This window comes from Pseudomonas sp. NBRC 100443 (genome assembly GCF_030268185.1).
Classification (GTDB): domain Bacteria; phylum Pseudomonadota; class Gammaproteobacteria; order Pseudomonadales; family Pseudomonadaceae; genus Pseudomonas; species Pseudomonas citronellolis.
This window is the reverse complement of sequence record NZ_BSQE01000003.1, coordinates 328,079-352,126: the sequence shown is the minus strand read 5'-3', so window position 1 is coordinate 352,126 and position 24,048 is coordinate 328,079. Positions and strand designations below refer to the sequence as shown.

Annotated in this window: 21 protein-coding genes and 1 tRNA gene; 17 read left to right on the top strand and 5 right to left on the bottom strand. The window is 65.8% G+C overall.

From position 1 onward, the window contains the following. Window positions 1–81: 81 nt before the first annotated feature. From pdxA to QSJ95_RS05780, 10 genes are all read left to right on the top strand, one after another. Window positions 82–1,080, top strand: coding sequence for a 4-hydroxythreonine-4-phosphate dehydrogenase PdxA (gene pdxA, locus QSJ95_RS05825; protein ID WP_285640750.1), 999 nt, complete (start codon window positions 82–84; stop codon window positions 1,078–1,080). A 177-nt stretch (window positions 1,081–1,257) separates the two neighbouring features. Next, the gene (gene rsmA, locus QSJ95_RS05820) at window positions 1,258–2,067 is read left to right on the top strand and encodes a 16S rRNA (adenine(1518)-N(6)/adenine(1519)-N(6))-dimethyltransferase RsmA (RefSeq protein WP_058073272.1); all 810 of its coding nucleotides are present in this window, start codon (window positions 1,258–1,260) and stop codon (window positions 2,065–2,067) included. Window positions 2,068–2,095: 28 nt separating this feature from the next. Continuing rightward, window positions 2,096–2,476 carry a Co2+/Mg2+ efflux facilitator ApaG/CorD gene (gene apaG / locus QSJ95_RS05815; RefSeq protein ID WP_009615581.1) on the top strand — a complete coding sequence of 127 codons (381 nt, stop codon included), beginning with the start codon at window positions 2,096–2,098 and terminating at the stop codon, window positions 2,474–2,476. Next, window positions 2,476–3,300, top strand: a complete 825-nt coding sequence (locus QSJ95_RS05810; protein WP_043269293.1) for a symmetrical bis(5'-nucleosyl)-tetraphosphatase — start codon at window positions 2,476–2,478, stop codon at window positions 3,298–3,300. The genes apaG and QSJ95_RS05810 overlap by 1 nt, the downstream gene beginning before the upstream one ends. 22 nt (window positions 3,301–3,322) lie before the next feature. Beyond that, window positions 3,323–3,679 (top strand): thiosulfate sulfurtransferase GlpE, encoded by a 357-nt coding sequence (glpE, locus tag QSJ95_RS05805; RefSeq protein ID WP_285640744.1) that lies wholly within the window; start codon window positions 3,323–3,325, stop codon window positions 3,677–3,679. Between the two features lie 248 nt (window positions 3,680–3,927). Beyond that, entirely contained in the window at window positions 3,928–5,850 is a 1,923-nt protein-coding gene (locus QSJ95_RS05800; protein ID WP_009615576.1) for a PrkA family serine protein kinase, read from the top strand. 123 nt (window positions 5,851–5,973) lie between these two features. Next, window positions 5,974–7,245, top strand: a complete 1,272-nt coding sequence (locus QSJ95_RS05795) for a YeaH/YhbH family protein (protein WP_043269296.1) — start codon at window positions 5,974–5,976, stop codon at window positions 7,243–7,245. Next, window positions 7,242–8,795, top strand: coding sequence for a SpoVR family protein (locus QSJ95_RS05790; RefSeq protein WP_285640739.1), 1,554 nt, complete (start codon window positions 7,242–7,244; stop codon window positions 8,793–8,795). Before QSJ95_RS05795 ends, QSJ95_RS05790 begins: the two co-directional genes overlap by 4 nt. A 58-nt stretch (window positions 8,796–8,853) precedes the next feature. Next, window positions 8,854–9,363: a DUF4136 domain-containing protein gene (locus QSJ95_RS05785; RefSeq protein ID WP_285640884.1), complete on the top strand. Its 510-nt coding sequence runs from the start codon at window positions 8,854–8,856 to the stop codon at window positions 9,361–9,363. A gap of 431 nt (window positions 9,364–9,794) precedes the next feature. Next, window positions 9,795–11,021 carry a multifunctional CCA addition/repair protein gene (locus QSJ95_RS05780; RefSeq protein ID WP_285640738.1) on the top strand — a complete coding sequence of 409 codons (1,227 nt, stop codon included), beginning with the start codon at window positions 9,795–9,797 and terminating at the stop codon, window positions 11,019–11,021. Window positions 11,022–11,246: 225 nt separating this feature from the next. Here QSJ95_RS05780 and folK read toward each other — a convergent pair whose 3' ends face one another. Both folK and folB read right to left on the bottom strand, forming a co-directional pair. Then, entirely contained in the window at window positions 11,247–11,783 is a 537-nt protein-coding gene (gene folK, locus QSJ95_RS05775; protein WP_061560565.1) for a 2-amino-4-hydroxy-6-hydroxymethyldihydropteridine diphosphokinase, read from the bottom strand. Continuing rightward, window positions 11,774–12,127: a dihydroneopterin aldolase gene (gene folB, locus QSJ95_RS05770; RefSeq protein WP_009615564.1), complete on the bottom strand. Its 354-nt coding sequence runs from the start codon at window positions 12,125–12,127 to the stop codon at window positions 11,774–11,776. The genes folK and folB overlap by 10 nt, the downstream gene beginning before the upstream one ends. Before the next feature lie 82 nt (window positions 12,128–12,209). Between folB and plsY the strand changes: the two genes are divergently transcribed. After that, complete coding sequence (gene plsY, locus QSJ95_RS05765) at window positions 12,210–12,779, top strand: glycerol-3-phosphate 1-O-acyltransferase PlsY (protein WP_058487631.1); 570 nt, start codon at window positions 12,210–12,212, stop codon at window positions 12,777–12,779. Window positions 12,780–12,872: 93 nt separating this feature from the next. On the opposite strand, the gene tsaD is transcribed toward plsY, so the two are convergent. Then, window positions 12,873–13,898, bottom strand: coding sequence for a tRNA (adenosine(37)-N6)-threonylcarbamoyltransferase complex transferase subunit TsaD (gene tsaD / locus QSJ95_RS05760; protein WP_061560564.1), 1,026 nt, complete (start codon window positions 13,896–13,898; stop codon window positions 12,873–12,875). Window positions 13,899–14,101: 203 nt separating this feature from the next. Between tsaD and rpsU the strand changes: the two genes are divergently transcribed. The 6 genes from rpsU (at window position 14,102) to QSJ95_RS05730 (ending at window position 23,340) form a co-directional block, all read left to right on the top strand. Continuing rightward, entirely contained in the window at window positions 14,102–14,317 is a 216-nt protein-coding gene (rpsU, locus tag QSJ95_RS05755; RefSeq protein WP_003085057.1) for a 30S ribosomal protein S21, read from the top strand. A 189-nt stretch (window positions 14,318–14,506) separates the two neighbouring features. Continuing rightward, on the top strand, window positions 14,507–16,516 hold the full coding sequence (gene dnaG / locus QSJ95_RS05750) for a DNA primase (protein ID WP_285640729.1): 2,010 nt from the start codon (window positions 14,507–14,509) through the stop codon (window positions 16,514–16,516). Window positions 16,517–16,594: 78 nt separating this feature from the next. Further along, window positions 16,595–18,445 (top strand): RNA polymerase sigma factor RpoD, encoded by a 1,851-nt coding sequence (gene rpoD, locus QSJ95_RS05745; RefSeq protein WP_009615539.1) that lies wholly within the window; start codon window positions 16,595–16,597, stop codon window positions 18,443–18,445. Between the two features lie 119 nt (window positions 18,446–18,564). After that, a complete protein-coding gene (locus tag QSJ95_RS05740; protein WP_285640723.1) occupies window positions 18,565–22,299 on the top strand; it encodes a bifunctional diguanylate cyclase/phosphodiesterase in 3,735 nt (1,244 codons plus the stop codon). 16 nt (window positions 22,300–22,315) lie between these two features. Beyond that, a tRNA-Ile gene (locus tag QSJ95_RS05735) sits at window positions 22,316–22,392 on the top strand. A gap of 177 nt (window positions 22,393–22,569) precedes the next feature. Then, window positions 22,570–23,340, top strand: a complete 771-nt coding sequence (locus tag QSJ95_RS05730; RefSeq protein ID WP_285640721.1) for a nuclease-related domain-containing protein — start codon at window positions 22,570–22,572, stop codon at window positions 23,338–23,340. Between the two features lie 24 nt (window positions 23,341–23,364). On the opposite strand, the gene QSJ95_RS05725 is transcribed toward QSJ95_RS05730, so the two are convergent. Both QSJ95_RS05725 and QSJ95_RS05720 read right to left on the bottom strand, forming a co-directional pair. Then, window positions 23,365–23,787, bottom strand: a complete 423-nt coding sequence (locus tag QSJ95_RS05725; RefSeq protein WP_058073289.1) for a helix-turn-helix domain-containing protein — start codon at window positions 23,785–23,787, stop codon at window positions 23,365–23,367. A 28-nt stretch (window positions 23,788–23,815) separates the two neighbouring features. Then, window positions 23,816–24,043, bottom strand: coding sequence for a type II toxin-antitoxin system HicA family toxin (locus QSJ95_RS05720; protein ID WP_285640717.1), 228 nt, complete (start codon window positions 24,041–24,043; stop codon window positions 23,816–23,818). Window positions 24,044–24,048 lie beyond the last annotated feature (5 nt).

Here is a 24,048-nt window from a genome sequence, read left to right as displayed (position 1 = left end):
CGCGCCCCACTTGGGCGTAGAGTGGGCCCATCCCGAACAACCCCGGCCGCCGGCGCGGCCGATGCCTTAGAGACACCCGCCATGCAAGCCTCCAAGCCATTCGCCCTCACCCCCGGAGAGCCGGCCGGCATCGGCCCGGACCTGTGCCTGCTGCTGTCCCGCCAGGCCCAGCCCCAGCCGCTGGTGGCCATCGCCAGCCGGCAACTGCTGGCCGAGCGCGCCGCCCTGCTGGGCCTGGACATCCAGTTGCTGGAAGCCGGCCCCGGCCAGTGGCCGCAGGCGCCCGCCCCGGCAGGCTCGCTCTATGTCTGGGACACCCCGCTGGGCGCGCCGGTAAAAGCCGGCCAGCTCGACCCGGCCAATGCCGGCTACGTGCTGCAGACACTGACCCGCGCCGGCCAGGGCTGCCTGGACGGCAGCTTCGCCGGGATGATCACCGCGCCGGTGCACAAGGGCGTGATCAACGAAGGCGGCGTGGCCTTCTCCGGGCACACCGAGTTCCTCGCCGAGCTGACCCACACCCCGCAGGTGGTGATGATGCTCGCCACCCGCGGCCTGCGCGTGGCGCTGGTGACCACCCACCTGCCGCTGCGCGAGGTGGCCGACGCCATCACGCCCGAGCGCCTGGCGCGCGTCACCCGCATCCTGCATGCCGACCTGCGCGACAAGTTCGGCCTGGCCAAGCCGCGCATCCTGGTCTGCGGCCTCAACCCCCACGCCGGCGAGGGCGGCCACCTGGGCCACGAGGAAATCGACGTCATCGAGCCCACCCTGGAGCGCCTGCGCGGCGAAGGCATGCAGCTGATCGGCCCGCTGCCGGCCGACACCCTGTTCACCCCCAAGCACCTGGAGCACTGCGACGCGGTGCTGGCCATGTACCACGACCAGGGCCTGCCGGTGCTCAAGTACAAGGGCTTCGGCGCGGCGGTGAACGTCACCCTGGGCCTGCCGATCATCCGCACCTCGGTGGACCATGGCACCGCCCTGGACCTGGCCGGCACCGGCCGCATCGACGGCGGCAGCCTGCAGGTGGCGCTGGAGACGGCTTACCAGATGGCGGCTAGTCGGATTGATAGTTGAAAGCTGGAAGCTGGAAGCTGGAAGCTGGAAGCTGGAAGCTGGAAGCTGGAAGCTGGAAGCTGGAAGCCAGGACGAAAGCGCATTTTTCGTACCAGCGCCAGGCTGGTAACATCGGCGTACGCGTCTTTCTCTTCCAGCTTCTAGCTTCAGGCTTCTAGCTGCTCCCTGGAACTCCCTATGTCTTCCGAGCTTTTCCAACATCGCGCGCGCAAGCGCTTCGGCCAGAACTTCCTGCACGACGCCGGGGTGATCCACCGCATCCTGCGCGCCATCGCGCCCAAGGAAGGCCAGCACCTGCTGGAGATCGGCCCGGGCCAGGGCGCCCTGACCGAAGGCCTGGTGGACAGCGGCGCGCAGCTGGACGTGATCGAGCTCGACCTCGACCTGATCCCGCAGCTGAAGTGGCGCTTCGGCCTGAAGCCGAACTTCCGCCTGCACCAGGGCGACGCCCTGAAGTTCGACTTCGCCACCCTGCCCCAGGCCGGCGAGAAGCTGCGGGTGGTCGGCAACCTGCCCTACAACATCTCCACGCCGCTGATCTTCCACCTGCTGGAGCACGCCGGGATCATCCAGGACATGCACTTCATGCTGCAGAAGGAAGTGGTCGAGCGCCTGGCCGCCGAGCCCGGCGGCGGCGACTGGGGCCGGCTGTCGATCATGGTCCAGTACTTCTGCAAGGTGGACTACCTGTTCACCGTCGGCCCCGGCGCCTTCAACCCGCCGCCCAAGGTGGAGTCGGCCATCGTCCGCCTGGCGCCCTACGCCGAGCCGCCGCACCCGGCCAAGGACCACCGCCTGCTCGAACGCATCGTCCGCGAAGCCTTCAACCAGCGCCGCAAGACCCTGCGCAACACCCTGCGCAGCCTGATGTCCATCGAGGACATCGAGGCCGCCGGCGTCGACCCCAGCCTGCGCCCGGAACAGCTGGACGTGGCCGACTTCGTGCGCCTGGCCAACCGCCTGGCGGAACTGGCCCCCGAGCAGTGAAACCCTCGACGAGACGCCCGAGCCGAGCATGAGCGATCCCCGATACCAGATTTCCGTCAGCGTCACCACCCGCCACCTGCCCGAGCAATCGCAGCCGGAGCAGCAGCGCTACGTCTTCGCCTACACGGTGACCATCCACAACCAGGGCGAGCAGGCGGCTAAGCTGCTCAGCCGCCACTGGATCATCACCGACGGCGACGGCCACGTGCAGGAAGTACGCGGCGCCGGCGTGGTGGGCGAGAAGCCGCTGATCGAGCCGGGCACCAGCCATACCTACACCAGCGGCACCGTGCTGGCCACCAAGGTGGGCAGCATGTCCGGCAGTTACCAGATGGTCGCCGCCGATGGCCACCATTTCGACGCCGAGATCCCGGTGTTCCGCCTCGCCGTGCCGGGGGCGCTGCACTGATGGCCACCTACGCCGTGGGCGACCTGCAGGGTTGCCTGGAGCCACTGAAACAACTGCTGCAGCGGGTTGCCTTCGACCCCGCCCGCGACAAGCTGTGGCTGGTGGGCGACCTGGTCAACCGCGGCCCGCAGTCGCTGGAAACCCTGCGCTTCCTCTACGCCATGCGCGATTCGGTGGTCTGCGTGCTGGGCAACCACGACCTGCACCTGCTGGCCGTGGCCTACAACGCCGAACGCCTGAAGAAGGCCGACACCCTGCGCGAAATCCTCGAGGCGCCGGAGCGCGACGACCTGCTCGACTGGCTGCGCAACATGCCCCTGGTGCACCACGACGCCCAGCGCGACGTCACCCTGGTGCACGCTGGCATCCCGCCGCAGTGGAGCATCGAGAAATCCCTGCAGCGCGCCGCCGAAGTGGAGGAAGCCCTGCGCGACGACCAGCGCCTGCCGCTGTTCCTCGAAGGCATGTACGGCAACGAGCCGGCCAAGTGGGACAAGAAGCTGCACGGCATCGACCGCCTGCGGGTGATCACCAACTACTTCACCCGCATGCGCTTCTGCACCCCCGACGGCAAGCTCGACCTCAAGAGCAAGGAAGGCCTGGATACCGCGCCGGCCGGCTACGCCCCCTGGTTCAGCTACCCCGAGCGCAAGGCCGCCGGGCGCAAGATCATTTTCGGCCACTGGGCGGCGCTGGAAGGCCAGTGCGACGTGCCCGGCCTCTACGCACTGGACACCGGCTGCGTGTGGGGCGGTAGCATGACCCTGCTGAACGTCGACAGCGGCGAACGCATCGCCTGCAGCTGCGCCGGCAACGCCGGCTGAGCCCACCCACAGAGCAGAGAACATGAGCGAATTCAAGCGCATCGCCCCCGAACAGGCCCACCAGCTGCGCCAGGCCGGCGCCCAGGTGGTGGACATCCGCGACCCGCAGAGCTACGCGATGGGCCACGTCACCGGTTCCCGCCACATCGACAACTACTCGGTGGCCGATTTCATCCGCCAGGCCGACCTCGATGCGCCGCTGCTGGTGTTCTGCTACCACGGCAACTCCAGCCAGAGCGCGGCCGCCTACTTCGTCCAGCAGGGCTTCACCGACGTGTACAGCGTCGACGGCGGCTTCGAACTGTGGCGCAGCGTCTATCCCGCGGATACCAGCAGCGGCCAGGCGGACGGAGGGGCCCGGCCGAGGTTCCACAAATAAATCTGTAACTTCTCACCCGATTCCCCTTTACAGGCCGGATAACGAACTATCCTTTTCCTCAGGCCATCCAAAAGGGGAGAGCCGGCCCACCGGCTTCCGGGAATCGGCAGTGACCATTTGGGGCGGTTCAGGGCGCAAGCCAGGTACCGTTGGAGTTCTGGGGGAAATTCGCCGGCCACGCTGGCAGCCCGCCCGCACCCACTCACACCGATCCCGTGCCGGCTCCATGCATCGAGCGAGGAGACGTCATGAGTATTTTCAGTCACTTCCAGGAACGCTTCGAAGCGACCCGCCAGGAGGAATACTCCCTGCAGGAGTACCTGGATATCTGCAAGCAGGACAAGACCGCCTATGCCACCGCGGCCGAGCGCATGCTGATGGCCATCGGCGAGCCGGAACTGCTGGATACCTCCACCGACCCACGGCTGTCGCGAATCTTTTCCAACAAGGTGATCCGCCGCTACCCGGCGTTCGCCGACTTCCACGGCATGGAAGAATGCATCGACCAGATCGTCGCCTTCTTCCGCCACGCGGCCCAGGGCCTGGAAGAAAAGAAACAGATCATCTACCTGCTCGGCCCGGTGGGCGGCGGCAAGTCGTCCCTGGCGGAAAAGCTCAAGCAACTGATGGAGAAGGTGCCCTTCTACGCCATCAAGGGCTCGCCGGTGTTCGAATCGCCCCTGGGGCTGTTCAACCCGGATGAGGACGGCGCCATCCTCGAGGAAGACTACGGCATCCCGCGGCGCTACCTGCGCTCGATCATGTCGCCGTGGGCGACCAAGCGGCTCAACGAGTTCGGCGGCGACATCAGCCAGTTCCGCGTGGTCAAGCTGCACCCCTCGATCCTCAACCAGATCGCCATCGCCAAGACCGAACCGGGGGACGAGAACAACCAGGACATCTCCGCCCTGGTGGGCAAGGTGGACATCCGCAAGCTCGAGGAGTACCCGCAGAACGACGCCGACGCCTACAGCTACTCGGGCGCGCTGTGCCGGGCCAACCAGGGCCTGATGGAATTCGTCGAGATGTTCAAGGCGCCGATCAAGGTCCTGCACCCGCTGCTGACCGCCACCCAGGAGGGCAACTACAACAGCACCGAGGGCCTGGGCGGGCTGCCCTACAGCGGCATCATCCTCGCCCACTCCAACGAATCGGAGTGGCACAGCTTCCGCAACAACAAGAACAACGAGGCCTTCATCGACCGTATCTACATCGTCAAGGTCCCGTACTGCCTGCGCGTCACCGACGAGATCAAGATCTACGACAAGCTTTTGATCAACAGCTCGCTGGCCCACGCGCACTGCGCCCCGGACACCCTGAAGATGCTCTCGCAGTTCTCCGTGCTGTCGCGCCTGAAGGAGCCGGACAACTCCAACATCTACTCGAAGATGCGCGTCTACGACGGCGAGAACCTCAAGGACACCGATCCCAAGGCCAAGTCGATCCAGGAATACCGCGATGCCGCGGGGGTCGACGAAGGCATGGCCGGGCTTTCCACCCGCTTCGCCTTCAAGATCCTCTCCAAGGTGTTCAACTTCGACCCGCACGAAGTGGCGGCCAACCCGGTGCACCTGCTCTACGTGCTGGAGCAGCAGATCGAGCAGGAACAGTTCCCGCCGGAAACCCGCGAGCGCTACCTGCGCTTCATCAAGGAATACCTGGCGCCGCGCTACGTGGAATTCATCGGCAAGGAAATCCAGACCGCGTACCTCGAGTCCTACAGCGAATACGGCCAGAACATCTTCGACCGCTACGTGCTCTACGCCGACTTCTGGATCCAGGACCAGGAATACCGCGACCCGGAAACCGGCGAAATCCTCAACCGCGCCGCCCTCAACGAGGAGCTGGAGAAGATCGAGAAACCGGCCGGCATCAGCAACCCGAAGGATTTCCGCAACGAAATCGTCAACTTCGTGCTGCGCGCCCGCGCCGGCAACAACGGCAAGAACCCCAGCTGGCTGTCCTACGAGAAGCTGCGCGTGGTGATCGAGAAGAAAATGTTCTCCAACACCGAGGACCTGCTGCCGGTCATCAGCTTCAACGCCAAGGCCAGCAAGGAGGACCAGCAGAAACACAACGACTTCGTCCGGCGCATGGTCGAGCGCGGCTACACCGAGAAGCAGGTGCGCCTGCTGTCGGAATGGTATCTGCGCGTACGTAAGTCGCAGTAAAAAGCAGTTGAAAGCCGGATGCTGGAAGCCGGAAGCCAGAGGCATACCGTAACCCCCGGTTGCGGCCTGCTTCCAGCTTACCGCTTCCAGCTTCCAGCTTCCAGCTCAGCCCGGAGGGCCTGTATGAGCTACGTCATCGACCGGCGTCTGAACGGCAAGAACAAAAGCACGGTGAACCGCCAGCGCTTCCTGCGGCGTTACCGTGAGCACATCAAGAAGGCGGTCGAGGAGGCCGTCAGCCGGCGCTCGATCACCGACATGGAGCACGGCGAGCAGATCAGCATCCCCGGCCGCGACATCGACGAACCCATCCTCCACCACGGCCGTGGCGGGCGGCAGACCATCGTCCACCCGGGCAACAAGGAATTCACCACCGGCGAGCACATCGCCCGGCCCCAGGGCGGCGGCGGTGGCCGTGGCGCCGGCAAGGCCAGCAACCAGGGCGAGGGGATGGACGACTTCGTCTTCCAGATCACCCAGGAGGAATTCCTCGACTTCATGTTCGAGGACCTGGAACTGCCCAACCTGGTCAAGCGCCACATCACCGGCAGCGACACCTTCAAGACCGTGCGCGCCGGCATCAGCAACGATGGCAACCCCTCGCGCATCAACATCGTCCGCACCCTGCGCTCGGCCCACGCCCGGCGCATCGCCCTGACCGGCTCCACCCGCGGCAAGCTGCGCGCCGCCGTGGCCGAACTGGAACGGCTCAAGCGCGAGGAACCGGACAACCTCGGCGACATCCAGGCGCTGGAGCAGGAAATCGACCGCATGCGCGCGCGCATCGACCGCGTGCCCTTCCTGGACACCTTCGACCTCAAGTACAACCTGCTGATCAAGCAGCCCAACCCCACCTCCCAGGCGGTGATGTTCTGCCTGATGGACGTCTCCGGCTCCATGACCCAGGCGACCAAGGACATCGCCAAGCGCTTCTTCATCCTCCTGTACCTGTTCCTCAAGCGGAACTACGAGAAGATCGAAGTGGTGTTCATCCGCCACCACACCAGCGCCCGCGAGGTGGACGAGGAGGAATTCTTCTATTCCCGGGAGACCGGCGGCACCATCGTCTCCAGCGCGCTGAAGATGATGCAGGAGATCATGGCCGAGCGTTACCCCACCCACGAGTGGAACATCTACGCGGCCCAGGCCTCCGACGGCGACAACTGGAATGACGATTCGCCCGTCTGCCGCGATATCCTGATGAAACAGATCATGCCGTTCGTGCAGTACTACACCTACGTCGAGATCACCCCGCGCGAGCACCAGGCGCTGTGGTTCGAGTACGAACGGGTGCGCGAAGCCTTCGAAGACAGCTTCGCCCAGCAGCAGATCGTCTCCGCCGCGGACATCTACCCAGTGTTCCGCGAACTGTTCCAGAGGAGGCTAGTCGCATGAGCAAGCGCCAGCCCATCGCCACCGGCTCGGAATGGACCTTCGAGCTGATCCGCCAGTACGACCGGGAGATCAGCCGTATCGCCGAGCGCTACGCGCTGGACACCTACCCGAACCAGATCGAGGTCATCACCGCCGAGCAGATGATGGACGCCTACGCCTCGGTCGGCATGCCCATCGGTTATAACCACTGGTCCTACGGCAAGCATTTCCTCAGCACGGAAAAGAACTACAAGCGCGGGCAGATGGGCCTGGCCTACGAGATCGTCATCAACTCCGACCCCTGCATCGCCTACCTGATGGAGGAAAACACCCAGTGCATGCAGGCGCTGGTGATCGCCCACGCCTGCTACGGACACAACAGCTTCTTCAAGGGCAACTACCTGTTCCGCACCTGGACCGACGCCAGCTCGATCATCGACTACCTGGTGTTCGCCAAGCAGTACATCATGCAGTGCGAGGAGCGCTACGGCATCGACGCGGTGGAAGACCTGCTGGACTCCTGCCACGCCCTGATGAACTACGGCGTCGACCGCTACAAGCGGCCCTACCCCATCTCCGCCGAGGAAGAGCGGCAGCGCCAGAAGGAACGCGAGGAACTCATCCAGCGCCAGGTCAACGACCTGTGGCGGACCATCCCGCGCGCCGCCGGCAAGGACAAGGAACAGGAACTGGCGCGCTACCCCAGCGAGCCGCAGGAGAACATCCTCTACTTCATCGAGAAGAACGCCCCGCTGCTGGAACCCTGGCAGCGCGAAGTGGTGCGCATCGTGCGCAAGGTGGCGCAGTACTTCTACCCGCAGCGCCAGACCCAGGTGATGAACGAAGGCTGGGCGACCTTCTGGCACTACACCCTGATCAACGACCTCTACGACGAGGGCCTGGTCACCGACGGCTTCATGATGGAGTTCCTCCAGTACCACACCAGCGTGGTCTACCAGCCCGGCTTCGACAGCCCCTACTACAGCGGCATCAACCCCTACGCCCTGGGCTTCGCCATGTACCGCGACATCCGCCGCATCTGCGAGGAGCCCACCGAGGAAGACCGCCGCTGGTTCCCGGACATCGCCGGCAGCGACTGGCTGGCCACCCTCAAGTTCGCCATGAAGAGCTTCAAGGACGAGAGCTTCGTGCTGCAGTTCCTCTCGCCCAAGGTGATCCGCGAGTTCAAGCTGTTCAGCATCCTCGACGACGACCAGAAGGACGACCTGCTGGTCGACGCCATCCACGACGACGACGGCTACCGCAAGATCCGCGAGACCCTCGCCGCGCAGTACAACCTGGGCAACCGCGAGCCCAACGTGCAGATCTGGAACGTCGACCGCCGCGGCGACCGCTCCCTGACCCTGCGCCACCAGCAGCACGACCGCCAGCCGCTGGGCGAATCCACCGAGGACGTGATGAAGCACCTGCACCGCCTGTGGGGCTTCGACATCCACCTGGAAACCCTCAACGGCGAGCTGGTCGTGCAGACCCACCACATGCCCCCAAAGGGTGAACGCGAGAACGAGGACGGCTACCCGCGGCTGGACCTGATCATCCCGCCCATTTGATCGGTTGACCCTCCCCGGGGCAGGACCGAGCATGACGCCAAGCCCAGCCGAGGTCGCCATGCGTCTTTTCGCCATCCTCCTGCTCTGCCTCGCTCTCGCGACCTGCACCACGCAGATCCCCCAGGCCCGGGTGACCCAGGCGGCGGACAGCCGCCTGGCCGGCCTGCAGGCCTTCCGGCTGATGCCCCCGGAAAACGCCGTCGACGCCCTGCCCTACGCCAGCCGCTACCCGCTGATCAACGCCTGGCTGCGCCAGGGCCTGGAGCAGCGCGGCTACCGCGAGGCCGGCGCCGCGCAACTGCGCGTCTACTACTGGCTGGCCCTGCGCGACGCGCCGCTGGAATTCAAGGTCGACGTGCCGCCGCCGCAATCCCTCGGCCCCTACCTGGCCATCCACCGCCTGCGCGACGAAACCGGCACCCTGCGCGTGCGCCTGACCGACCAGCAGGACCAGGTGCTCTGGGAAGGCACCGTCAGCACCGGGCTCAGCCCGGCCCACGCCAGCAGCGAACTGCTGCAGCACGCGGTCGAAGCGCTGGTAAGCCAGATTCCCCAGGCCACCCCGTAGGATGGTGTTGAGCGAAGCGATACCCATCACCACAACCGCATGGGTTTCGCAAGCTCAACCCATCCTACGGTGCGTGTTTGCCGTAGGAGCGGACCTTGTCCGCGATAGCCGGATGTTCCGGCGCGATTCGCGGATGAGATCCGCTTACGCCGCCCCACCCGTACCATTCCCCTGTAGGAGCGCGCCCTGCGCGCGATTTCGCGGGCAGGGCCCGCTCCTACAATTTGCTGTGAGGTATGGAGTTTCCTCGTAGGAGCGGACCTTGTCCGCGATGGCCGGAGGTTCCAGCGCGATTCGCGGATGAGATCCGCTCCACGCCATTCCCCTGTAGGAGCGGGCCCTGCCCGCGATTCGCGCGCAGGGCGCGCTCCTACAGGCTTGCCCCCCACGCCCCGAAGCCCGAAGCTATCCCCCTGACAGGAGAAAGCTTCATGCAGATCTACAAGGTAGGCGGCGCCGTTCGCGACCGTCTGCTCGGCCAAACGGTCAGCGATACCGACTGGGTGGTGGTCGGCGCCAGCGCCGAAGACATGCTCGAGAAGGGCTATCGCCCGGTGGGCGCGGACTTTCCGGTATTCCTCCATCCCAGGACGGGCGAGGAATACGCCCTGGCCCGCACCGAACGCAAGAGCGGCCGCGGCTACGGCGGCTTCACCTTCTATGCCAGCCCCGACGTGAGCCTGGAAGAAGACCTGGTGCGCCGCGACCTCACCATCAACGCCATGGCCGAGGACGATAACGGCCGACTGATCGACCCCTACGGCGGCCAGCGCGACCTCGAAGCCCGCCTGCTGCGCCACCTCTCCCCGGCCTTCGTCGAAGACCCGCTGCGCGTGCTGCGCGTAGCCCGCTTCGCCGCACGCTTCGCGCCGCTGGGCTTCAAGGTCGCCGACGAAACCCTGGCGCTGATGCGTGAGCTGTCCGAATCCGGCGAGCTGGAAGCCCTGACGCCCGAACGCAGCTGGAAGGAAATCGCCCGCGCCCTGATGGAAGCCCGCCCCGACGTGTTCGTCCAGGTGCTGCGCGACTGCGGCGCCCTGGCCGTACTGATGCCCGAGGTCGACGCCCTGTTCGGCGTGCCGCAACCGGCCCAGCACCACCCGGAAATCGACACCGGCGAACACCTGCTGGCCGTGCTGCGCCAGTGTGCCGAGCACCGCCAGCCGCTGACCGTGCGCTGGGCCTGCCTGCTCCATGACCTGGGCAAGGCGCGCACCCGCCGCGAGGACTGGCCCCGGCACATCGCCCACGAACACCTGGGCCTGCCGTTGATCGACGCGGTCAACGCCCGCTTCAAGGCGCCGCGCGACTGCCAGGAACTGGCGCGCCTGGTCGGCGAGTACCACACCCATGCCCACCGCGCCCTGGAACTGCGGCCCAGCACCCTGCTGGAGCTGTTGCAGGCCTTCGACGTCTACCGCCGGCCGCAGCGCTTCGAGGAATTCATCGCCGCCAGCGAAATGGACGCCCGCGGCCGCCACGGTCTGGAAAACCGCGCTTACCCACAGGCCGACTACCTGCGCGGTGCCGCCAGGGCGGCACGCGAAGTGGCGGTGCAACCGCTGCTGGAGAAAGGATTCAAGGGCGCGGAACTGGGCGAAGCGCTCAAGCGCGAACGCCTGAAGGCACTCAAGGCCTACAAGGAAGCCCAGACGTAGGGCGTATAACCGTTCGCGGTCATACGCCGCCACACCCCAGACCACCGCCAACTCCAAGGCTGAACCCGGAGTGACCTGGGCCCCAGGTCAAACGGCGGATAACGTCGAACGTTATCCGCCCTACGCCCCGCCCTCCTGTAGGAGCGAGCTTGCTCGCGAACAGCCCCGGCACCGAGCAAGGCCAAGGTTCGCGAGCAAGCTCGCTCCTACGAAAGGCAGACGGGATCAGGCCGCCGGGTGCGCCGCGATCAATTCCGCCGGCGTCAGCTCGGCGCCGCGCCACTGGAAGGGCACCGGCCACAGGCGCTGGTCGATGTCCGCCTCGGCCCATAGGCTGGCGAAATCACGCCCGGCGCCCGGATGACGCACATCGGGCGCCAGCAGCGCCAGGGGCCAGAGCACGAAGGCGTTCTTCAGCACCTCTGCGCGCGGCAGCACCAGGCCGTCGAACTCGCCGTGCAGGTCGCCATAGAGCAGCACGTCGATGTCCAGCGGCAGGCCCTTGCGCTCCGGCGCATAGCGGCCATTGTCGGCCTCGATGTGCTTCAGGCGCAGGCTCAGCTCGGCCAGCGGCAGCTCGGTCTCGCCGGTCACCACCAGGTTGATGAAGGGGCCGCTGCGGATGCCCACCGGCTCGCTTTCGAACACCGGCGAGCAGCGCAGGTTGCGGACGAAGCCGGTGAGCGCCTCGAGCCCGGCGTGCAGATGACGCTCGCGCTCGATGTTGCTCCCCAGGCCGAGGAAAACGGTGGTCAGCGGCATCCGCGTTCGATCTCCACGCCAACGCCGGCGGCAGCGGCGACCGCCCCCGGCTTGGTCACCCGCAGGCGCAGCCAGCGGATGCCGAATTCGCCCATCAGCAGCGCGGCCAGGCGCTCGGCGAAGGTTTCCACCAACTGGAAGTGCGCGTCACGGGCGAACTCGCCGATGCGCTCGGAGAGCACCGCGTAGTCCAGCGCCTTGGCGATGTCGTCGTCGGCCGCCGCCGGGCGGATGTCCCAGCCCAGGTCCAGGTCCAGACGCAGGCACTGGCGTATCCCCCGCTCCCAGTCGTAGACGCCGATCACGGTGTCCACTTCCAGGCCCTCGATAAAAACTCTGTCCACTTACTGCTGCTCCAAGGCCAGTGCACGACAAGCGTACGCCACCCCGCTAGAATCGGGGACAGTCTCGTCCCCGGTGGAAACCATGGTCTGGCTCTTGGCGATCCTCGCCTACCTGCTCGGCTCGCTGTCCTTCGCGGTACTCCTCAGTCGCCTCTTCGGCACCGCCGACCCGCGCGCCGGCGGCTCCGGCAACCCCGGCGCCACCAACATGCTGCGCCTGGCCGGGAAGAAGGCCGCCATCCTCACCCTCGTCGGCGACCTGGCCAAGGGCCTGGTGCCGGTGCTCGTCGCCCGCCTGTTCGGCCTGGGCGCGATGCAGGAGGCCTGGGTCGGCGTGGCGGCGGTGATCGGCCACCTCTACCCGCTGTACTTCAACTTCCGCGGCGGCAAGGGCGTGGCCACCGCCGCCGGCATGCTCCTGGCGCTCTACCCGCCGGCCGCGCTGCTCGCCGCGGTGGCCTGGCTGCTCACCTTCAGGCTCTCGCGCACCAGCTCGCTCGCCTCGCTGGTCGCCACTCCGCTCACCCTGCCGCTGCTGGCCTGGCAACTGCCGGCGGCGCTGCTGCCGATGACGGTGCTGACCGGGCTGATCGTCTGGCGCCACCGCGGCAACCTGCGCGACCTGGTGGCCGGGCGCGAACGGCATTTCTAGGGCAGGGAGCTTCAAGCCACCAGCGACAAGCTGCAAGCGAAAAGTGGCGACACGCCGCTGGCAGCTTGCCGCCTGTCGCTTGCAGCCATCTTTTTATACCGCCGGCAGCGACTCCATCGGCCAGCGCGCGCGCACGTCGATCGCCGGGCCGTCGTGCTGGCCGGCCAGCAGGCGCTGGCAGCCGGCGTAGGCGATCATCGCGCCGTTGTCGGTGCAGAACCGCGGGCGGGCATAGAACACCTGGCCGCGGAGTTCGCCGAGCATCTTCTGCAGGTGCTCGCGCAGGGCGCGGTTGGCGCTCACCCCGCCGGCGATCACCAGGTTCTTCAGGCCGGTCTGCTTGAGGGCGCGGCGGCACTTGATGGTCAGCGTCTCGACCACCGCCTGTTGGAACGCCAGGGCGATGTCGCAGCGCGTCTGCTCGCCGTCGTCGCCCGCCTCCCGGCAACGCTGCCAGGTGTTCAGGGCGAAGGTCTTCAGGCCGCTGAAGCTGAAGTCCAGGCCCGGACGGTCGGTCATCGGCCGCGGGAAGACGAAGCGCCCCGGCGTGCCTTGTTCCGCCAGGCGGGCGATCTCCGGGCCACCGGGGTAGCCCAGGCCGAGCAGCTTGGCGGTCTTGTCGAAGGCCTCGCCGGCGGCGTCGTCCAGGGACTCGCCGAGCAGTTGGTAGCGGCCGATGCCGTCTACCCGCACCAGTTGGGTGTGGCCGCCGGAGACCAGCAGGGCGACGAACGGGAACTGCGGCGGCTGCTCTTCCAGCATGGGCGCCAGCAGGTGGCCTTCCATGTGGTGCACGCCGACCGCCGGTATGCCCCAGGCGAACGCCAGGGCCTGGGCGCAGGAGGCGCCGACCAGCAGCGCGCCCACCAGGCCGGGGCCGGCGGTGTAGGCGATGGCGTCGATGCCGCCGCTCTGGCAGCCGGCCTCGTCGAGCACCTGGCGGATGAGCGGCAGCATGCGCTTGACGTGGTCGCGCGAGGCCAGCTCGGGCACGACCCCGCCGTAGACGCGATGCAGGTCTATCTGACTGAACAGCGCATCGGCCAGCAGGCCGTGTTCGCTGTCGTAGAGGGCGACGCCGGTTTCGTCGCAGGAGGTTTCCAACCCCAGCACACGCATGGGTTCGAGCCTTCAACTCTGGGCAAATGGGAAGCGGCGCATGATAATCGCCCGCTGCGGGTACCGACCAGCGTTTTTCGATCGGAGGCTTTGCATTCCTGAGCCCGAACCGTTAATATCCGCAACCCTTGAAAACCGCCGTCTCCAGTGCCTACTGCCAGGAGCGCGATAAATCCCCGGTAATCATTGAAGGTACGACCTGGATGCCCGCCGTCAAAGTTAAAGAGAACGAACCCTTCGACGTAGCCCTGCGTCGTTTCAAGCGCTCCTGCGAAAAAGCCGGTGTACTGGCTGAAGTCCGTAGCCGCGAGTTCTACGAGAAGCCCACCGCCGAGCGCAAGCGCAAGGCCGCTGCCGCCGTCAAGCGTCACGCCAAGAAAGTGCAGCGCGAACAGCGCCGCCGCGAGCGTCTGTACTGAGTTCGACTCAGCCGCACGCTCTGCACATCGCCCGGCCCACTCGCCGGGCGAGTGCCTGAAAAGCTACACCGCACTCCGATTCGCACCTGGCGAAGCTCGGAGTTTTTTGCTTTTCACGCCCCATGAAATGCCATACTCCAAGCCAGCCTTGGGTGTATGCCTGGGTCCATCCTGCGTCCCGACGAGTCTATGGCCGGCCTGATTCCGCAATCCTTCATCGATGACCTGCTCAACCGCACCGACATCCTCGATGTGGTGAGCTCGCGCATCCAGCTGAAGAAGACCGGCAAGAACTACAGCGCCTGCTGCCCGTTCCACAAGGAGAAGACACCCTCCTTCACCGTCAGCCCCGACAAACAGTTCTACTACTGCTTCGGCTGCGGCGCCGGCGGCAACGCGCTGGGCTTCATCATGGACCACGACAACCTGGACTTCGTCCAGGCCGTGGAGGACCTGGCCAAGCGCGCCGGCATGGACATCCCCCGCGAGGAAGGCCGGCGCGGCAAGCCGCGGCAGCCGACCGACTCGCCGCTGTACCCGCTGCTGAGCGCCGCCGCCGACTACTATCGCCAGGCGCTGAAGAGCCACCCGGCGCGCAAGGCCGCGGTGGAATACCTCAAGGGCCGCGGCCTGACCGGCGAGATCGCCCGCGACTTCGGCCTGGGCTTCGCCCCGCCGGGCTGGGACAACCTGCTCAAGCACCTGGGCGGCGACAACCTGCAGCTCAAGGCCATGCTCGACGCCGGTCTGCTGGTGGAGAACCCCGACAGCGGCAAGCGCTACGACCGCTTCCGCGACCGGGTGATCTTCCCCATCCGCGACAGCCGCGGGCGGGTGATCGCCTTCGGCGGCCGGGTGCTGGGCGACGACAAGCCCAAGTACCTGAACTCCCCGGAAACCCCGGTATTCCACAAGGGCCAGGAACTCTACGGGCTGTTCGAGGCGCGCAAGAACAACCGCGACCTCGACGAAATCATGGTGGTGGAAGGCTACATGGACGTGATCGCCCTGGCGCAACAGGGCATCCGCAACGCCGTGGCCACCCTCGGCACCGCCACCAGCGAGGAACACATCAAGCGCCTGTTCCGCCTGGTGCCGAACATCCTGTTCTGCTTCGACGGCGACCAGGCCGGACGCAAGGCCGCCTGGCGCGCCCTGGAATCGGCCCTGCCGAACCTGCAGGACGGCCGCAAGATCCGCTTCCTGTTCCTCCCCGAGGGCGAGGACCCGGACAGCCTGGTCCGCGCCGAAGGCCCCGACGCCTTCCGTGCGCGCCTGGTGCAGCAAGCCCAGCCGCTGGCCGACTACTTCTTCCAGCAACTGATGCAGGAAGCCGACCCCAGCACCCTGGAAGGCAAGGCGCACCTGGCGACCCTGGCCGGCCCGCTGCTGGAGAAGATCCCCGGCAACACCCTGCGCCTGCTGATGCGCCAGCGCCTGGGCCAGCTCACCGGCCTGAGCGGCGAGGCGCTCAACCACCTGAACGCGCCACGCTCAAGCAGTAGTGGCCAAGGGCACGGCCAAGCCACGCCAAGCGTCGCCCCGGACAGCCACGCGCATGAATACAGCGACTACGATGTAGGCCACTTCGCCGATCACGGCGAGCCCAGCTACCAGGACAGCGCCAGCTATTTCGAGGCGCCGTCGGATTTCGCTGGCGGCAAAGCGGGCAAGAAGCCCTGGAAGGGCGAGCGCAAATGGGACGGCAAAGGTGGCAAGGGCGGCAAGCGCGGCGACTTCGCCCCGCGCCAGCCGCGCACCGAGATCAGCGTCGAATCGCCCACCCTGACTGCGCTGCGCACCCTGCTGCACCACCCGCAGCTGGCGCAGAAGGTCGAGGACGCCAGCCATTTCGCCAACGAAGGGCAGACCTACTCGCAGCTGCTGGCAGCGCTCGTCGAAGCGCTGCAGAAGAACCCGAAGCAGCGCTCGATGCAACTGATCGCGCGCTGGCACGGCACCCCGCAAGGACGCCTGCTGCAGGCCCTGGCGGAAAAGGAATGGCTGATCGACCAGGGCAATCTTGAAAAGCAGTTCTGCGACACCATTACTACACTTGCACACAGTCAACTGCACAACAGCCGCGAGGCGCGGCTGCGCAGCGTGATGCAGAAGAGCCCCAGTGAACTGACTGACGAAGAGAAAGCTCTATTGAGGGAACACTTCAGCAATGCCTCTTCACCAGGCCCCCAGAGCTGAACTGGCGCCTGAAGCCTCGAAGCTGGTATAATCCTCGGCTTATTTCAGCCCGCCAAGACCTTCAGTGGATAGGGTGTTATGTCCGGAAAAGCGCAACAGCAATCTCGTCTCAAAGAGTTGATCAGCCGTGGTCGTGAGCAGGGCTACCTGACTTACGCGGAGGTCAACGACCACCTGCCGGAGGATATTTCCGATCCGGAACAGGTGGAAGACATCATCCGCATGATCAACGACATGGGGATCAACGTATTCGAGACAGCCCCGGATGCGGATGCCCTGTTGCTGGCCGAAACCGATACCGACGAAGCCGCAGCCGAAGAGGCCGCCGCCGCCCTGGCCGCGGTGGAGAGCGACGTCGGCCGCACCACTGACCCGGTGCGCATGTACATGCGCGAAATGGGCACCGTGGAACTGCTGACCCGCGAAGGCGAGATCGAAATCGCCAAACGCATCGAGGAAGGCATCCGCGAAGTCATGAGCGCCATCGCCCAGTTCCCTGGCGCGGTGGACGGCATCCTCGACGAATACCAGCGGGTGGTCAGCGAAGGCGGCCGCCTGTCCGACATCCTCAGCGGCTACATCGACCCGGACGACGGCTCGGTTCCCGCCGAGGAAGTCGAACTCGACCTCAAGGACAAGGGCGGCGACGCCAAGGCCAAGGATGACGAGGAAGAGGACGAGGAGTCCGACGACGACAGCGAAGACGAAGGCGACGGCGGTCCGGACCCGGAAGAGGCCGCGCGCCGCTTCGGCCTGGTCGCCGACCAGCTGGACAAGACCAAGAAGGCGCTGAAGAAGCACGGCCGCGGCAGCAAGCAGGCCGATGCGGAAATGCTCGCCCTGGCCGAGCTGTTCATGCCGATCAAGCTGGTGCCCAAGCAGTTCGACGCCCTGGTCACCCGCGTGCGCGACGCCCTGGACCAGGTGCGCCGCCAGGAACGCGCCATCATGCAACTGTGCGTGCGTGACGCCCGCATGCCGCGCGCCGATTTCCTGCGCCTGTTCCCCGGCCGGGAAACCGACGAAGCCTGGGTCGACAGCGTGCTCAAGGCCAAGCCGAAGTACGCCGAAGCCCTGGAGCGCGTGAAGGACGACGTCATCCGCAACCAGCAGAAGCTGTCCGCGCTGGAAAGCAACGTCGACCTCAAGGTCTCCGAGATCAAGGACGTCAACCGCGCCATGTCCATCGGCGAGGCCAAGGCCCGCCGCGCCAAGAAGGAAATGGTCGAGGCGAACCTGCGTCTGGTGATCTCCATCGCCAAGAAGTACACCAACCGCGGCCTGCAGTTCCTCGACCTGATCCAGGAAGGCAACATCGGCCTGATGAAGGCGGTGGACAAGTTCGAATACCGCCGCGGCTACAAGTTCTCGACCTACGCCACCTGGTGGATCCGCCAGGCGATCACCCGCTCGATCGCCGACCAGGCGCGCACCATCCGTATCCCGGTGCACATGATCGAGACCATCAACAAGCTCAACCGCATTTCCCGCCAGATGCTGCAGGAAATGGGCCGCGAACCGACCCCGGAAGAGCTGGGCGAACGCATGGACATGCCGGAAGACAAGATCCGCAAGGTCCTGAAGATCGCCAAGGAACCGATCTCCATGGAAACCCCGATCGGTGACGACGAAGACTCGCACCTGGGCGACTTCATCGAGGACTCCACCATGCAGTCGCCCATCGAAGTGGCGACCAGCGAGAGCCTCAAGGAAGCCACCCGCGAAGTCCTCGCCGGCCTCACCGCCCGGGAAGCCAAGGTGCTGCGCATGCGCTTCGGCATCGACATGAACACCGACCACACCCTCGAGGAAGTCGGCAAGCAGTTCGATGTGACCCGCGAGCGTATCCGCCAGATCGAAGCCAAGGCGCTGCGCAAGCTGCGCCACCCGTCGCGAAGCGAGCACCTGCGCTCCTTCCTCGACGAGTGATCGAAGAACCCCCGGCACAGCCCGGGGGTTTTTCTTTCAGGGATACTGGCAGGGGGCTACTGGAGCGGCCGGGGCCCGACTACACTTCGGCATATCCACTCCCCGGGTCCGAGGCTCCCATGCCGCGTCTGCAGGCTCTTCTGTTGTGCTTGGCATGCTGGGTCCTCCAGGCGCAGGCGCTCACCCTAACGCCGGAAGAACAGGCCTGGCTGCGCCAGCACCCGCAGCTGCGCCTGGGCGTGGACGCCTCCTGGCCGCCCTTCGAGTTCCGCGACGACCAGGGCCGCTACCAGGGGCTCGCCGCCAGCTACGTGCAACTGATCAGCGACCGCCTGCAGGTCGGCATGCAGCCCAGCGAACCGAGCAGCTGGAACGAAGTCCTGCAACAGGCGCGCAACGGCCAGGTCGACCTGCTGCCGGGCATCATGGCCACGCCCGAACGCAGCGAATACCTGACCTTCACCCGCCCCTACCTGGACTTCCCCATCGTCATCCTCGCCCGCAAGGATGGCCCCAACCCGGAAAACCTGCGCGAGCTGTACGGCCTGAAGGTCGGCGTGGTCGACCACTACGCGCCCCATGAACTGCTGATCGCCAAGCACCCGGACCTCAACCTGCTGCCCCTGCCGAGCGTCGCGGCGGCCCTGCAGGCCCTGGCCACCGGGCAGGTCGACGCCTTCGTCGGCGACTTCGCCTCCAGCGTCTGGAGCCTGCGCCAGCTCAAGCTCGAAGGCATCCAGATCAGCGGCGAAACGCCCTATCGCTACCAACTGGCCATGGCGGTGCCGCGCAGCGACGCGATGCTCGCCGGCATCCTCGACAAGCTCTTCGCCGAACTCAGCAGCGACGAAGTCGAAGCCCTGCAGACACCCTGGGTCGGCGGCCTGCTGGACAACCGCCCGGCCTGGTCGCACCACCTGCTGAGCATCGGCCTGCCGGCCCTGCTGGTGAGCCTGGCGATAGTCGCCATCCTGGTAGCGATGAACCGCCGCCTGCGCGGCGAAGTGGCGCGGCGAGTGAGGCTCGAACAGGCCCTGCGCGACAGCGAGCAGCACTTCCGCGGCCTGGTCGAGAGCATGGCCGCCATCGCCTGGGAAATGCGCCTGTCGGAAAACCGCTTCACCTACGTCTCGCCCCACGCCCAGGAACTGCTGGGCTACCCGCAGCACGAATGGCTGCAGCCGGGCTTCTGGCAGCGCACCCTGCACCCGGCCGATGCCGAACAGGCCATGAGCTTCTGCTTCTCGGAAAGCCGGGCCGGGCGCAACCACAGCCTGGACTACCGGATGCTCGCCGCCGATGGCCGCGTGGTGTGGATACGCGACATCGTCACCCTCATCCGCCACGGCGACGAACTCATCCTGCGCGGCCTGATGATCGACATCACCGAGGCCAAGCGCACCGAGCAGGCGCTGCGCCTGTCCGAGCAGAAGTTCGCCTCGGTGTTCCACCACTGCCCGGACATCATCGTCCTCGCCCGGCGCATCGACGGGCGCCTGCTGGCGGTGAACAGCACCTTCGAACAGCAGGTCGGCATCCCCGCCAGCGAAGCCCTGGGCAAGACCGCCACCGAGCTGAACATCTGGAGCGAACCGGGCATGGGCCCGCGCATGCTCGAACGCCTGCAGGGCGAGAACCTCAACAACATCGAGATCAGCCTGCGCCGCCGCGACGGCAGCCGCTTCACCGCCCTGCTCTCGGCCCAGCGCGTGGCCCTGGACGACACGCCCGCCCTGGTGGTGGTGGCGCGCAACATCTCCCAGCTCAAGCAGACCCAGGAGCAACTGCGCGCCTCCGAGGAAAAATTCGCCAAGGCCTTCCACGCCTCCCCCGACGGCATGCTCATCACCCGCATCCGCGACGGCCTGCTGCTGGAGGCCAACGAAGGCTTCACCCGCATCACCGGCTACGGCCGCGAGAGCGCCAGCGAGCGCTCGACCCTGGAACTGGGCCTGTGGGCCGACCCGCAGGACCGCGAGCGCCTGCTGCAGATGATCCGCGAACGCTCGACGGTGCAGGATTTCACCGCCTTCATCCGCACCCGCGAAGGCGCCGCCCGGCTCTGCGAACTCTCGGCGCACCACATCGTCATCAGCGGCGAAGACTGCCTGCTGACCATCGCCCGCGACATCACCGAACGCCAGCAGATGCAGGAAAAGCTCACCCTGGCCGCCACCGTGTTCGAAAGCACCGCCGAAGGCGTGATGATCACCGACGCCAGCCAGCGCATGATCGCGGTCAACCGCGCCTTCAGCGAAATCACCGGCTACGGCGAGGACGAAGTGCTGGGCCAATCGCCGCGCCTGCTGGCCTCGGGGCAGCACGACAGCAGCTTCTACGTCGCCATGTGGCACCACCTCAACGCCGAAGGCCACTGGCAGGGCGAGATCTGGAACCGGCGCAAGAGCGGCGAACTCTACCCGGAATGGCTGACCATCAGCGCCGTGCGGGGCAACAACGGCGAAACCAGCCACTTCGTCGGCGTCTTCGCCGACATCTCCACGCTCAAGTACGCCCAGGCCCGCCTCGACTACCAGGCCCACCACGACCCGCTCACCGGCCTGCCCAACCGCCTGCTGTTCGAATCGCGCCTGACCTCCGCCCTGAAGGAAAGCCAGGAAGAACAGCAGCTGGGCGCCGTGCTGTTCCTCGACCTGGACCGCTTCAAGCACATCAACGACAGCCTCGGCCACCCGGTCGGCGACCAACTGCTGAAATCCATCGCCCGGCGCCTGCGCGAACAGCTGCGCGACATCGACACCGTAGCCCGCCAGGGCGGCGACGAATTCATCATCCTGCTGCCCGGCCTGCACCAGAGCGCCGACGCCGAACACGTGGCGAAAAAACTGCTGAACTGCTTCAGCCACGCCTTCGTCGCCGACGACAAGGAATTCTTCGTCAGCGCCAGCATCGGCATCAGCCTGTTCCCGGTGGACGGCAAGGACGTCGCCACCCTGGTGAAGAACGCCGACGCGGCCATGTACCGGGCCAAGGCCCAAGGCCGCAACCGCGTCGAGTTCTACACCCGCGAGCTGACCTTCCAGGCCAACGAACGCGTGGCCCTGGAACACGAACTGCGCCGCGCCCTGGAAACCCACCAGCTGCAGCTGTACTACCAGCCCAAGCAGGCCCTGGATACCGGCGCGCTGGTCGGCGCCGAAGCGCTGATCCGCTGGAGCCACCCCAAGTACGGCGCCATCCCCCCGGACCGCTTCATCCCCCTAGCCGAGGAAACCGGGCTGATCCTGCCCCTGGGCACCTGGGTACTGGAAGAAGCCTGCCGGCAGATGAGCCGCTGGCAACAGAGCCACGCCGCCTTCGGCCCGCTGTCGGTGAACCTGGCCGGCGCCCAACTCTACCAGCACGACGTGGTCGACCAGGTGCGCGAGCTGCTGCAGCGCTATAACCTGCACGCCCCCAGGCTGCAACTGGAGATCACCGAGAACTTCCTGATGCACCAGACCGACGAGGCCCTGACCACCCTGCACGCCCTGAAGCGCCTGGGCGTGCAACTGGCCATCGACGACTTCGGCACCGGCTACTCCTCGCTCAGCTACCTCAAGCAACTGCCGCTGGACATCCTCAAGATCGACCAGTCCTTCGTCCACGGCCTGCCGGACGACCCGCACGACGCCGCCATCGCCCGCGCCATCATCGCCCTGGGCCGCAGCATGAACCTGACCATCATCGCCGAAGGCGTGGAACGCGAAGAACAGGAACGCTTCCTCGCCGAAGAAGGCTGCGACCAGGTCCAGGGCTACGCCCTCAGCCCGCCCCTGCCTGCGGAACAGTTCGCAGCCCGCTTCCTCACCCCACTGCATCCGATTGGCACCGCGCAAGGGACGCCGGTATAATCCGCCGGCCTTCTGGGGGCCTATAGCTCAGTCGGTTAGAGCAGAGGACTCATAATCCTTTGGTCCACGGTTCGAGTCCGTGTGGGCCCACCACCTTCAAAGCCGCGCACTGCGCGGCTTTGTGCTTTCTACAGCCGTGGTATCTGGATCATCGCTTTGGTCCCAAGGTACGAAAACGGTACAGCACCGTTACGCCAGCGTGCCCTTGAAGTCCTTCGTGCTTACTTTCGGTAATATCCGCACAATCAAAGGATCACCGAAGGTCAAGAAATGGACTTCACCCCCATCATTGCTCAGGTCTGGGGCACTGCCGCCTGGTTCATCCCGCTGATACTGCTGATCGGCCTGCTCAAGTCGCCGTGGGCCAAGGGCCACATCGGCGAACTCCTGGTGCGGCTGTTTGCCCACTGGCAGTTGGACAAGCAGACCTACCGCCGCCTGCACAATGTCACCCTGAGCACGCCAGACGGCACCACCCAGATCGACCACGTATTCCTCTCGCCCTACGGCATCTTCGTGCTGGAAACGAAGAACATGAGCGGATGGATCTTCGGCAACGAGAAGCAGGCGCAGTGGACGCAGAAGATCTACAAACGCACCTTCAAATTCCAGAGCCCGCTGCGGCAGAACTACAAGCACCTCAAGGCCCTGGAAGCCACCCTTGGCGTCAACCCCGAGCACCTGCATTCGGTCATCACCTTCGTCGGCGGCAGTACCTTCAAAACCGAAGTGCCGGCCAACGTCACCCAGGGCATCGGTTTTATCCGCTACATCAAGTCATTCCGGCAACCAGTGTTCAGTACGACCGAAGTCGAAGCCATGCTGAATACCCTCCAAACCGGGCGCCGCACGCCGACATACGCCACCCACCGCGAGCACGTGCAGAACCTCAAGCGGCGCAGCGACCCAACGGCAGAGCGGCAATGCCCCAAATGCGGCAGCGCCTTGGTGATCCGTACGTTGAAATCAGGCCCGAAAGCAGGGCAGCAGTTCTGGGGCTGCTCGACTTTTCCCAAGTGCCGGACGATGCAGAATCTTTGAGAGATGGGCCAGGAACCTGCGCCATCAGGCCGCAATAACTGTCAGCGCAATCCGCTGGCCCAGTACCGCCAGCGCGTGCTCTACCTGCTCGATCTTCGAGCGGTGCAGCAGATCCACCAAGCGGTCCACCTGAGGACGGTTCACCCCCAGCCGGCGAGCCATTTCGGCCTTGTTCACGCCCTGTGCCTGCATGGCATTCCAGAGGGCAGCCTTGGCTGCAGTAAGCGCAGGCAAGCACACCACTGGCTGGCCTGGCGCAGCTCGCGAGGGAAGCGGAATCGGTACTTTGCGCTCCACATACATCGACAAGGCCGTCTCAAGGCCATCGATGGCATCCAGCAGCGCTTCCTCTTCCGTATCCCCTGCACTGGCCAACTCGGGCACGTCATCACAGCTGACCCACACGCTGCCTGCCTCATGATGCACGGTCACGGGATAGTCAAACATAGCTCGCCACCTCTAGCAGGGCCGGATCTCAATCCTTGAGCCCCAAGTCTTTGATTATTTTCTTCCTCAGCCCTTCGCTCATTTCCTTGGCACCGTGGTCCGGGAAGATCGTCTGGCTGTCGCCGAAGTAAACCACCGTACGGGCAAAACTATCAGCCTCCGACAGCACCGAATGAGGCATGCGGAGCAAGATGAACAACCAGGACGACACCACCTGACTGGACGCTGAGCCGAATAGCTTGCACAATCGGCTCATTCAAT